7 protein-coding genes and 1 pseudogene are annotated in these 12,638 nt (G+C 55.2%); 6 read left to right on the top strand and 2 right to left on the bottom strand.

Annotated elements, in window-relative coordinates; translation table 11 throughout:
• Positions 1–87: 87 nt before the first annotated feature.
• Positions 88–147: a protein YpfM gene (gene ypfM, locus QVF11_RS20650; protein WP_100181659.1), complete on the top strand. Its 60-nt coding sequence runs from the start codon at positions 88–90 to the stop codon at positions 145–147.
• Positions 148–283: 136 nt separating this feature from the next.
• Here the strand turns inward: ypfM and acrD are convergent, their stop codons facing one another.
• Positions 284–3,397 (bottom strand): multidrug efflux RND transporter permease AcrD, encoded by a 3,114-nt coding sequence (gene acrD, locus QVF11_RS20645; RefSeq protein ID WP_287858957.1) that lies wholly within the window; start codon positions 3,395–3,397, stop codon positions 284–286.
• A gap of 381 nt (positions 3,398–3,778) precedes the next feature.
• Here acrD and aegA point away from each other — a divergent pair, with 381 nt between their 5' ends.
• The 3 genes and pseudogenes from aegA to QVF11_RS20630 all read left to right on the top strand — a co-directional run bounded on the left by aegA (position 3,779) and on the right by QVF11_RS20630 (position 7,550).
• On the top strand, positions 3,779–5,761 hold the full coding sequence (gene aegA / locus QVF11_RS20640) for a formate-dependent uric acid utilization protein AegA (protein WP_112212886.1): 1,983 nt from the start codon (positions 3,779–3,781) through the stop codon (positions 5,759–5,761).
• Between the two features lie 58 nt (positions 5,762–5,819).
• Positions 5,820–6,417 (top strand): annotated as a pseudogene (gene nudK, locus QVF11_RS20635) (GDP-mannose pyrophosphatase NudK).
• Between the two features lie 65 nt (positions 6,418–6,482).
• Positions 6,483–7,550: a DUF1176 domain-containing protein gene (locus tag QVF11_RS20630; RefSeq protein WP_287858955.1), complete on the top strand. Its 1,068-nt coding sequence runs from the start codon at positions 6,483–6,485 to the stop codon at positions 7,548–7,550.
• A gap of 8 nt (positions 7,551–7,558) precedes the next feature.
• Here the strand turns inward: QVF11_RS20630 and tkt are convergent, their stop codons facing one another.
• The gene (gene tkt, locus QVF11_RS20625; RefSeq protein WP_287858953.1) at positions 7,559–9,562 is read right to left on the bottom strand and encodes a transketolase; all 2,004 of its coding nucleotides are present in this window, start codon (positions 9,560–9,562) and stop codon (positions 7,559–7,561) included.
• 288 nt (positions 9,563–9,850) lie between these two features.
• On the opposite strand from tkt, the gene maeB reads away from it, so the two are divergent.
• Together maeB and eutS are read left to right on the top strand one after the other, a co-directional pair.
• On the top strand, positions 9,851–12,130 hold the full coding sequence (gene maeB / locus QVF11_RS20620; RefSeq protein ID WP_112212890.1) for an NADP-dependent oxaloacetate-decarboxylating malate dehydrogenase: 2,280 nt from the start codon (positions 9,851–9,853) through the stop codon (positions 12,128–12,130).
• A gap of 160 nt (positions 12,131–12,290) precedes the next feature.
• Positions 12,291–12,626: an ethanolamine utilization microcompartment protein EutS gene (eutS, locus tag QVF11_RS20615; RefSeq protein WP_004123425.1), complete on the top strand. Its 336-nt coding sequence runs from the start codon at positions 12,291–12,293 to the stop codon at positions 12,624–12,626.
• Positions 12,627–12,638: the final 12 nt, after the last annotated feature.

Raw genomic sequence — 12,638 nt, 5'->3', positions numbered from 1 at the left:
TTAAAGTAATCAGAGCGATAGCGTAAACACACTTTTCACCATCAACGAATTTGCATAAAATCACCCATAATAATAAGAGAGGCTATTATGATTGAGCATGAACTAGGGAACTGGAAAGATTTTATTGAAGGTATGCTTCGTAAATAAATTTCCATAATGTAAGTAGGGCGATTCCACGGGCAGAATAATAATGCAGTCGAAACGACCAATTATGAAAAGGCGACACTTTCGGTCGCCTTTTCTGTTATTAATCCCGGTAATATAAAGCAGACTTATCTCTTTGTTATTGCGGCCGTTCCTTAAGCGGGAAGCGACGGCGCACCAGCACGAAGAACAGCGGTACGAAGAAGATTGCCAGCACGGTAGCGGAGATCATTCCGCCCATCACGCCAGTCCCCACCGCATGCTGGCTGCCGGAACCGGCCCCGGTGCTGGTCGCCATCGGCAGCACGCCGAAGATAAACGCCAGCGAAGTCATCAGGATTGGCCGCAGTCGCTGGCGACAGGCCGATAGCGTCGCGATAAGCAGGTCTTCACCTTTCTGGTTTAACTCATTGGCAAACTCGACGATAAGAATGGCGTTTTTTGCCGACAAGCCGATAACCGTTAACAGACCCACCTGGAAATAGACGTCGTTTTCCAGACCGCGCATCCAGGTCGCCAGCAGCGCGCCGATAACCCCCAGTGGTACCACCAGCATCACCGAGAACGGCACCGACCAGCTTTCGTACAGCGCCGCCAGACACAAGAACACAACCAGCAGCGAAATGGCGTACAGCGCCGGGGCCTGCGCGCCGGAGAGGCGTTCCTGATAAGACATCGCCGTCCACTCCACGCCAAATCCATTCGGTAGCTGCTGGGCCAGTTCTTCCATGATTGTCATGGCGGTACCGGTACTGACGCCCGGGGCGGCTTCACCGACGATCTCCACCGCCGAGTAGCCGTTGTAGCGCTCCAGACGCGGCGAGCCGGTCTCCCAGCGCGAGGTGGCGAAGGCAGAGAAGGGCACCATCGTGCCGCTGTTGTTGCGTACATACCAAAGATTGATATCGTCCGGCAGCATGCGATATGGCGCTGCGCCCTGAACATAAACCTTCTTCACGCGACCCCGGTCCATAAAGTCATTGACGTAGCTCGAGCCCCAGGCGGTTTGCAGCGTATCGTTGATATCGTCGATGGACACGCCCAGCGCCTGCGCTTTACGCTGATCGATGTCGACCTGCAACTGCGGGCTATCGTCGAGGCCGTTATGGCGAACACGGGTCAATTGGTCATTTTTGGCAGCCAACTCCAGCAGGGTATCACGGGCGGCCATCAGCGCTTCGTGTCCGTTACCGGCGTGGTCCTCCAGCTCCATATCGAAACCGGCGGAGCTGCCCAGCCCGCTAATAGCCGGTGGGCTGCTGGCGAACACGCGCGCTTCTTTAATTTTGTTAAACGCCTTGGTTGCGCGTTCGATGATGGCAAAGGATGAACCGGTTGTCGGATCGCGCTCGTCCCAATCTTTCAGACGCACGAACATGCGCGCTACGTTCTGCCCGTTGCCGCCGGGGCCGGAGCCGATGGTGGCGAATACCGATTCGACGTTCTGTTTCTCCTGTTTCAGGAAGTAATCTTCCGCCTGCTGTACCACTTTCAGCGTCTGCTGCTGGGTCGCGCCGCTGGGCAATTGCACCGACGTGGTAAACATGCCGCGGTCTTCCAGCGGCAGGAATGACGTAGGAAGATGCAGGAACAGAAATACCATCCCGCCCAACAGCAGGATGTAGAGCATTATCCAGCGCAGCGAACGGTGAAGAATTTTGGCGACGACGGATTCGTAGCGGTCGGCATTACGGTTAAACATGCGGTTAAACCAGCCGAAGAAGCCCCGTTGTCCGTGGGATTCTCCTTTATGAATCGGTTTGAGCAAGGTGGCGCACAGCGCTGGCGTCAGGATCATCGCCACCAGGACGGATAGCACCATCGCTGAGACAATCGTTATTGAGAACTGACGATAGATAGCGCCGGTAGTGCCGCCGAAGAAGGCCATCGGCACAAATACCGCCGAGAGCACCATGGCAATGCCGACCAGCGCCCCCTGGATCTGCCCCATCGATTTTCGCGTCGCCTCTCGCGGCGAAAGACCTTCCTCGTTCATGATGCGCTCGACGTTTTCCACGACCACGATGGCATCATCCACCAGCAGGCCGATCGCCAGCACCACGGCGAACATGGTTAAGGTGTTGATGCTGTAACCGCAGGTGTAGAGGACGGCGAAGGTTCCCATCAGTACCACCGGAACGGCGATGGTGGGGATCAGCGTGGCACGGAAGTTCTGCAAGAACAGGTACATCACGAGGAACACCAGCGCGATGGCTTCCAGCAGCGTTTTCGCTACGTCGGTAATTGATGCTTTCACGAAAGAAGTAGTTTCGTAGGCAACTTTGTATTCCAGACCGTGCGGGAAGTATTGCGATAGCTCGTTCAGGCGGTTGATAACGCGTTCGGCGGTCGCCATTTCGTTAGCGCCGGATGCCAGTTTTATTCCCAGGCCGGAAGCGGCCTGACGGTTGTAGCGGCTAAGATAATCGTATTTTTCCGCCCCCATCTCGACGGTGGCGACGTCGCCGAGAGTAACCTCGGAACCATCCTGGTTAACCCGCAGGGTGATATCGCGAAACTGCTCCGGGGTTTGTAGTAACGATTGTGAATTAATCGTGGCGTTAAGCGCCTGCTTATCTATTGACGGCGTGCCGCCTAACTGGCCGACGGCGATCTGTGCGTTCTGCGAGGAAATGGCATCGGTGACGTCTTTTGCCGTCATCTGAAAACTATTGAGCTTGGCCGGGTCGAGCCAGATGCGCATTGAGTACTGGGAGCCGTACGCGTCGATGTCGCCGACGCCGTTTACGCGGCTCAGCGGGTCCTGAATATTACTGGCGACGTAGTCGGAGATATCCTGTTTATCCATGCTGCCATCGGTAGAGACAAAGGCGATGGTCAGGATATTGGTATCCCCGGTTTTGCGCACCGTGACGCCCTGGTTTTGTACAGCCTGCGGGAGTTTGCGCATTGCTGATTGCAGCTGGTTTTGCACCTGCTGGACGGCTTCATCCGGGTCGGTGCCGGCGGTAAAGCTCAGCGTTACGGTTGCCTGGCCGGTGCCGCTGCTTTGGGATGACATATACATCAGGTTGTCGAGGCCGGTCATATTCTGCTCGATAACCTGAGTCACGGTATTTTCCAGCGTCTGTGCTGAAGCGCCGGGGTAGTTCGCCGTCACCCGCACGTTAGGGGGGGCAAGTTCGGGATACTGCTCAACGGGAAGCGACAAGATTGCGAGCGTACCGGTCAGGCATAAAAGGATTGCCAGGACCCACGCAAAAATGGGGCGATCGATGAAAAAATTCGCCATCAGAATTAGAACCTCATTGTGCACATTTTTTGTTATTGCATAGCCTGTGACACTCTAGCGGCAAGCCCTCAGGCAATCGTGGAGAAATTAAGGAGATAGTGTAATTTATCATGTGCCTTTTATGGCAGCGTAAAGAACTGTCCTGCTATCTCCACCAATCTTCTGCTTTTCTGCGCATCGTCGCCTGACCTCTAACGTAACCAATTATTACTTAGCTAAATAAAACGTAATTTCATTTAAGTCAAAAAAATTGATCCAACTCGGGTTATCACCAAAAAATCGGCAACCTGTGCAAATGCACATTGTCCCTGCACCGTTTTGTCGGGTAATAGATAAGCATGCGAATTGAGGGGTTATTCACCAATAAGACTGAAGGATGTCATGAACCACTTTATTTTAAGCGATAGTCATAAGTGCATCGGATGCCAGGCTTGTGAAGTTGCCTGCGTCATGGCGCACAACGATGAGCAGCATGTATTGACCCCGCAGCGTTTCTTGCCGCGTATTACGGTTATCAAAAGCGAGCAAAAACGTAACGCAGTAACATGTCACCATTGTGAAGGAGCTCCTTGCGCCCGGAGCTGTCCAAATGGCGCAATCAGTCAGCTTAACGGCAGCGTGCAGGTTAATCAGGAGAAATGCATCGGTTGCAAATCCTGCATGGTTGCCTGCCCGTTTGGCGTGATGCAAATTGTTCTCACCCCAGTACAGGAGGGGAAATTTAAAGCGACGGCGCACAAATGCGATTTGTGTATTGGTCGTGAAGAGGGGCCCGCCTGCGTGCAAAACTGCCCGGCACAAGCATTGCAGCTGGCGACGGACAACACGCTGTTAAATCTGGCAAGACAGCGGCGTCAGCGCGCAGCGCGTCTGGAAGCGCAGCCGTGGCATAGCCACCCGGGCGCAGTAACATCGCCGTGTTCGGGCGGAAAGGTTGCCCAGATGGCCGCCACGCCATCGCGCGGTGAGCCTGACAAGCTGTCCGCTGAAGCGCGCAAAGCCAACTTTTCTGAGATCTATCTGCCGTTCCGCGCCGACCAGGCCAACCGCGAGGCGGAACGCTGCCTGAAGTGTGGCGAAAACAGTATTTGCGAATGGACCTGTCCGCTGCATAACCATATTCCGCAGTGGATTGAGCGAGTGAAAGAGGGCGATATCTCAGCAGCCGTGGAGCTTTCTCATCAAACCAACTGCCTGCCGGAAATCACTGGCCGCGTTTGTCCGCAAGATCGCCTGTGCGAAGGGGCCTGTACGCTGCGCGATGAGCACGGTTCGGTCACTATCGGCAATATTGAGCGCTATATTTCCGATCAGGCGCTGGCCAGCGGCTGGCGACCCGATCTCTCGCAGGTCGTCGAAAGCGGCAAGCGGGTGGCGATTATTGGTGCCGGTCCTGCGGGGCTTGCTTGTGCCGACCGCCTGGTGCGCAATGGCGTGCAGCCAGTCGTGTTTGACCGCCATCCGGAAATCGGCGGCCTGCTAACCTTTGGTATTCCGGCATTTAAGCTGGATAAGTCACTCCTTGCCCGGCGACGCGAAATCTTTACCCAGATGGGCGTACGCTTTGAGCTGAACTGCGAGATAGGCAAGGATATCCCGCTGACCACGTTGCTTGAGGACTATGATGCGGTGTTTATTGGTGCCGGAACCTACCGTTCAATGAAGGCGGATCTGCCCAATGAAGACGCCCCCGGCGTGTACGATGCGCTGCCGTTCCTGATCGCCAACACCAAGCAGGTGATGGGGCTTCTGGAGCTGCCGGAAGAGCCTTACGTCAACACAGAAGGCCTGAACGTGGTCGTGCTGGGTGGTGGCGATACGGCGATGGACTGCGTGCGTACCGCACTGCGTCACGGTGCGAAACAGGTGACCTGCGCCTATCGTCGCGATGAAGCCAACATGCCAGGCTCGAAAAAAGAGGTCAAAAACGCGCGCGAAGAGGGTGCGATGTTTGAGTTCAACGTTCAGCCGGTAACGCTGGAACTGGATGCTGAGGGTAACGTCAACGGCGTGCGCTTCCTGCGTACCCAGCTTGGTGCACCGGATGCCCAGGGTCGCCGTAGCCCGTCGCCGATCCCAGGGAGTGAATTCGTCATGCCCGCTGATGCGGTAATTATGGCTTTTGGTTTCCATCCGCACGGCATGCCGTGGCTGGAGTCGGTCGGCGTACAGCTCGACAGTCGAGGACGAATCAAAGCCAATGTCGAAAGCCGCTATCGTTACCAGACCACCCACCGCAAGGTGTTTGCTGGTGGTGATGCGGTGCGCGGTGCCGACCTGGTGGTGACCGCGATGGCCGAAGGCCGCCACGCGGCGCAGGGGATCATGGATTTCCTCGACGTTAAACCGATTCCTCTTCACTAGCGACAAAGCAGGTCCCACGGCGTAGTATGGCGGCGTTATTTCATGCCGTGGGGCCCGTATGTCACTCAATATCAACGTTATCAAAGATAAAATTCTCTCCGAAAACTGGTTCGTTTTACGCAATATGACCTACGAGCTGACGCGTAGCGACGGCAGCGTGGTTCGCCATAAACGTGAGGTCTATGACCGCGGCAACGGTGCTACCATCATGCTCTATAACCGCCGCAAGCAAAGCGTGGTCCTGGTGCGCCAGTTTCGCGTCGCGACGTGGGTAAACGGCAACGAAGACGGCATGTTGATTGAGACCTGCGCTGGGCTGTTGGATAACGACGAGCCAGAAGTGTGCGTGCGCAAAGAAGCTATCGAAGAGACCGGCTTTGAGGTTGGCGAAGTTCGTAAACTGTTCGAGCTGTATATGTCCCCCGGTGGCGTCACCGAGCTTATCCACTTCTTTATCGCTGAATACAGCGATGCCCAGCGGGCTACCGATGGCGGTGGGGTCGATGATGAAGAGATTGACGTGCTTGAGCTGCCTTTCAGCCAGGCGCTGGAGATGGTGACGAATGGGGAAATACGTGATGGCAAAGCGGTGATCCTCCTGCAATATTTGCAAACTTCCGGGCTAATGACGCGGGATATCTGATAAATCCGATTGAGTAAAAGCTCGTCGCTGGTGAACATAACCGTTGTTAATCGTGTTCTCACCGGGGTCGTGCCGCTCATGTTGTATCGGGTTATTTTGTTCCTGCTTTTCGGTTTGCTACCGACTTCGTTGGCGTGGGCGGCGCCGGCGCAACAGCTCTTTAGCGACTGGATGGTAACCTGCAATAATCAAAACTTCTGCGTCGCCCGCAACGTTGGGTTACATCATGGGCTGGTAATAACCCTCACTCGCAGCGCCGGAGCGGCCACCAACGCCAGCCTGCGCATCGAACTTGGTGGCGTGGGCAACCCGGTTGCTACCCTGGCACCGATTGCGCCTCGCCTTCTCCTCGATGGTCAGTCCCTGACGTTGGGCGATGAACACTGGCAGATTGCCGATAAACTCCTTAAAACCGACGATAGCGTCACCATTGATGCCTTCCTGCAACAAGTGCAGGAAGCACAGGCGATTACCCTCGAAAATGGCCTGCAGAAGATTTCTCTGGAGGGGCTGAAGGCCGCTTTGTTGTTTATTGATAACCGACAAAAGCGAGTGGGTAGCGAAACGGCGTGGATTGGTAAGGGAGAAGAGCCGCCGCTCAGCGTTCCGCCAGCGCCTGCGTTGCGGACGGTAGCGAAAGTGGATATGACGCAATCGCCCCTCAGTCGTGATGAGCTTAACGATCTGATGGATTACGGTAACGAACGAATGAATAACAGCGCCTGTTCACTGGACCCGTTTCGCCGCGAGGTAAGGGTTGCCGCGCTGACCGACGATAAAGTTCTGCTGATGACCAGCTGTGAAGCGGGCGCTTACAACACCATCTGGTTGGCCTGGCTGGTGTCGCGCCAGCGTCCATTTATTGCCCGCCCGCTACGCCTGACGCTGCCTTTCCAGCCCCCCGGCGATGCGCCCCGCGCGATTGAGCTGGTTAACGCCAGCTATGACGATCGGCACCAGGAGCTGGTGACGCTGGATAAAGGGCGTGCACCCGGCGACTGCGGGACGCAAACGCGCTGGCGCTATGACGGCCAGCGGTTTAGCCTTGTGCGCTACGCCCGGCAGCCGCAATGCGATAACTGGCAGGGGCCAGACGCCTGGCCCACTTTATGGGTTACCCGTTCAGTCGCGCAGCCGCCACGCTGATAAGACGCTCAACGGTGAAACCCGTTCTGTAACTCATCCCCTACTCTGACGATATGATCAACGGTAAAGCCGAAGAACGGGAAGAGGTCATCCGCCGGAGCCGATTCGCCAAAGCCGGTCATACCGACAACCTTGCCTTTCAAGCCAACGTATTTATACCAGTAGTCGGCGATCCCGGCCTCGACGGCGACGCGAGCTTCTACGCCCGATGGCAGGACCGATTCCCGATACGCCTCGTCCTGGGTATCAAACACATCGGTTGACGGCAGGGAGACGACACGAACGTTTACCCCGTTGGCGAGCAGCTTCTCCGCTGCCAGCACGGTAATCTCCACTTCCGAGCCGGTGGCGATCAGGATCAGATCCGGCTTGCCGCCGGCGTCCTTCAGTATGTATCCGCCGCGCGCAATATTCTGCACCTGTTCCGGCGTGCGCGCCATTTGCGTCAAATTTTGTCTGGAGAGGATGAGCGCAGTCGGTCCGTTGTGACGCTCTACCGCCAGTTTCCACGCTACTGCGGCTTCCACCTGATCGCACGGTCTCCAGGTGCTGAAATTCGGCGTCAGGCGCAGGCTGGCAAGCTGTTCCACCGCCTGGTGAGTTGGGCCATCCTCACCAAGTCCAATAGAATCGTGGGTATAAACCATGATTTGCCGCGCTTTCATCAACGCCGCCATCCGCGCCGCATTGCGGGCATATTCGACAAACATCAGGAAGGTAGCGGTATAGGGGACAAACCCACCATGATGCGCGATGCCGTTGGCAATGGCGGTCATGCCGAATTCGCGTACCCCGTAGTGAATGTAGTTGCCCGCCAGATCTTCTTTTAGCGAGGTAGAACCTTTCCAAATGGTCAGGTTACTTGGCGCGAGATCCGCCGAACCACCGAGCAGTTCCGGCAGCAGCGGACCGTAAATATTTAGGGTGTTTTGTGATGCTTTACGGGTGGCGATTTTCGCCGGATTGGCCTGTAGGTCGGCAATATATTTCTGCGTAGTTTCATTCCAGGAGTCAGGCAGACCGCCGCTCATGCGACGCGTAAACTCGGCCGCCAGGTCCGGCCAGGATTTTTTGTATGCGGCAAACTTCTCTTGCCAGTTTTTCTGCGCTTTTTCGCCTTTTTCGCGGGCGTCCCAGGCACGGTAAATTTCTTTGGGGATTTCAAAAGCGGGATGGTGCCAGCCCAGTTTCTGCCGCGCCAGCGCCACTTCCTGTTCGCCTAGCGCCGCGCCGTGGGCTTCTTCTTTGCCGGCTTTATTTGGCGAACCAAAGCCAATCACCGTCCGGCAGATAATCAGCGACGGTTTATCTTTCACGCTCTGGGCTTCCAGAATAGCTTTCTTCACCGCTTCCGGATCGTGGCCGTCGATTTCATGTACCACATGCCAGTGGTAGGCTTCGAAGCGTTTTGCTGTGTCATCGGTAAACCAGCCTTTAACTTCGCCGTCAATGGAGATGCCGTTGTGATCGTAGAAGCCGATGAGCTTGCCTAACCCCAGCGTGCCTGCCAGCGAGCACACCTCGTGGGAGATCCCCTCCATCAGGCAACCATCTCCCATAAAAACATAAGTGAAGTGATCGACAATCTCGTGTCCTGGCTGATTAAACTGCGCGGCCAGCGTGCGCTCGGCGATAGCCAGACCGACGGCATTCGCCAGCCCCTGTCCCAGCGGCCCGGTGGTGGTTTCAACACCTGGGGTATAGCCAATTTCCGGATGGCCTGGGGTTTTTGAGTGCAGTTGACGGAAGTTTTTCAACTCCGCAATGGGTAAGTCATAGCCCGTCAGATGCAACAGGCTGTAAAGCAGCATCGAAGCATGGCCGTTAGACAAAATAAAGCGGTCACGGTCGTACCACTGCGGGTTTTCGGGGTTGTGCTTGAGAAAATCATTCCACAGCACCTCGGCGATATCCGCCATACCCATTGGGGCGCCGGGATGACCGGAATTGGCTTTCTGAACAGCATCCATACTCAGGGCGCGAATCGCGTTGGCAAGTTCTCTTCGGGACATAATGTGCTCCTGAAACAATACGTTGCGTGAGTTTTTATTGGCTTAGGATAGAGAGGGTGATGAGTTGCATAACTAAAAAGCATAGCAGATGGGGCTATCATTGCTTCCTAATCTAAGTTACATAAACATTATAAATCGATAACAAATATAACTTTGTTTTGGCGAGAGTTTGGCGGTGTTCAAAGTTTACGAAGCCGTCAGGCGAGATACTAGGTGGCCCTTTAGGGTGAACACCCGATACGCCATTACGCTTCACCCCTACGATCGATATGTGAAAGGAAAGATAAAATGGATGAGCAGTTAAAACAAAGCGCCCTCGACTTCCATGAATTCCCTGTTCCCGGAAAAATCCAGGTTTCCCCGACTAAACCGCTCGCGACTCAGCGTGACCTGGCTCTGGCCTACTCGCCGGGCGTTGCCGCCCCGTGTCTGGAAATCGAAAAAGATCCGCTGGCGGCCTACAAATATACCGCGCGTGGCAACCTTGTTGCGGTGGTCTCTAACGGCACGGCGGTTCTGGGACTTGGCCATATCGGCGCGCTGGCCGGTAAGCCGGTGATGGAAGGGAAAGGCGTTCTGTTTAAAAAATTCGCTGGTATCGATGTGTTTGATATTGAAGTCGATGAACTGGACCCGGACAAATTTATCAACGTCGTCGCGGCGCTGGAGCCGACTTTCGGCGGTATCAACCTGGAGGATATTAAAGCGCCGGAGTGCTTCTACATTGAGCAGAAGCTGCGCGAGCGCATGAATATTCCGGTCTTCCATGACGATCAGCACGGTACGGCGATTATCAGTACGGCGGCAATTCTTAACGGTCTTCGGGTGGTGGAAAAAAACATCTCCGATGTACGGATGGTGGTTTCCGGTGCAGGCGCGGCGGCGATCGCCTGTATGAACCTGTTGGTAGCGCTGGGGATGCAGAAGCACAACATCGTGGTGTGCGACTCGAAAGGGGTTATCTACAAAGGCCGTGAGCCGAATATGGCGGAAACCAAAGCGGCTTACGCGGTGGAAGACAGCGGTAAACGCACGCTGGATGACGTGATTGAGGAGGCGGATATTTTCCTTGGCTGTTCGGGCCCGAAAGTACTGACCCAGGAGATGGTCAAGAAAATGGCTCGCGCGCCAATGATTCTGGCGCTGGCTAATCCGGAGCCGGAAATTCTGCCACCGCTGGCGAAAGAGGTGCGCTCCGACGCCATTATCTGCACCGGTCGCTCCGACTATCCAAACCAGGTTAACAACGTACTCTGCTTCCCGTTCATCTTCCGCGGGGCGTTGGACGTCGGCGCAACGGCGATTAACGAAGAGATGAAGCTGGCGGCGGTAAATGCGATTGCTGAGTTGGCTCACGCCGAGCAGAGCGAAGTTGTAGCTTCAGCCTACGGCGATCAGGATTTGAGCTTCGGTGCGGAATACATCATTCCGAAACCGTTCGACCCGCGCCTGATCGTTAAGATCGCTCCCGCGGTGGCGAAAGCAGCGATGGACTCAGGCGTAGCCACGCGTCCGATTGCCGATTTTGATGCCTACGTCGAGAAACTGAGCGAGTTCGTCTACAAAACCAACCTGTTTATGAAGCCGATTTTCTCGCAGGCGCGTAAAGAGCCGAAGCGTATCGTGCTGGCGGAAGGTGAAGATAACCGCGTGCTGCACGCGACGCAGGAGCTTGTGACGCTGGGGCTGGCAAAGCCAATTCTGATTGGTCGTCCGAGCGTTATTGAGATGCGCGTTCAGAAACTGGGCCTGCAGATTAAACCGGGTGTCGATTTTGAAATCGTCAACAACGAGTCCGATCCGCGTTTTAAAGAGTATTGGCAGGAATACTACGGCCTGATGAAACGCAACGGTATTACGCAAGAACAGGCGCAGCGTGAGATGATCAGCAACACCACCGCCATCGGCGCAATCATGGTACAGCGTGGAGAAGCGGACGGAATGATTTGTGGCACCATTGGTGATTACCACGAGCATTTCCACGTCATTAAGCCGTTGTTTGGCTACCGTGATGGCGTCCATACCGCCGGAGCGATGAACGCGCTGTTGTTGCCGAGCGGCAACACTTTTATCGCCGATACCTATGTTAACCACGACCCGTCACCAGAGCAGATTGCTGAAATTGCGCTGATGGCGGCAGAGAGCGTACGTCGTTTTGGTATCGAACCGCGGGTGGCGCTGTTGTCGCACTCGAACTTCGGTTCGTCGGATTGCCCTTCCGCCAGCAAAATGCGCCAGGCGCTGGAACTGGTGAAAGCGCGTGCGCCGGATTTGATGATCGATGGTGAAATGCACGGCGATGCCGCGCTGGTGGAAAGCATTCGTAACGATCGGATGCCGGACAGTCCGCTGAAAGGCTCGGCGAATATCCTGGTAATGCCGAATATGGAAGCGGCACGTATTAGTTACAACCTACTTCGCGTCTCCAGCTCCGAAGGCGTCACCGTAGGTCCGGTGTTAATGGGCGTGGCGAAGCCGGTGCATATTCTGACACCTATTGCCTCAGTACGCCGAATTGTGAATATGGTCGCACTGGCGGTTGTCGAAGCGCAAACTCAACCGCTGTAATATTCGTTTAATTAATTCAGGCGCGGGAAATCTTCCCGCGCTTTTTTATTTTTGTTCATAAGTGATCTATCTCACCTTTTAAATCAGCTTGCCGAATTTTGTTATTTACTCCAGCAAAAACTTGTCACGATTAGCCCAAGTTTTAGCGGAGCGGTGAGCCATGGATAAAGAACGCATCATTCAGGAATTTGTACCCGGCAAGCAGGTTACGCTGGCGCATCTGATTGCGCACCCCGGTGCAGAGCTGGCGAAAAAGATCGGCGTTCCCGAATCCGGCGCTATCGGCATTATGACCCTGACCCCAGGGGAAACCGCGATGATCGCCGGGGATTTAGCGATGAAGGCCGCCGATGTGCATATCGGTTTTCTCGACAGATTTAGCGGCGCGCTGGTTATCTATGGTTCGGTCGGCGCGGTAGAAGAGGCGCTACTGCAAACGGTTAGCGGACTGGGCAGATTATTAAATTACACCCTCTGCGAGTTAACAAAAAGCTAATTAGAGGCGGCG

The organism is Klebsiella sp. (assembly GCF_027492335.1).
Lineage (GTDB): Bacteria > Pseudomonadota > Gammaproteobacteria > Enterobacterales > Enterobacteriaceae > Klebsiella > Klebsiella huaxiensis.
Note: the sequence above shows the minus strand (reverse complement) of the source record. Positions and strands in the feature narration are given on the sequence as shown.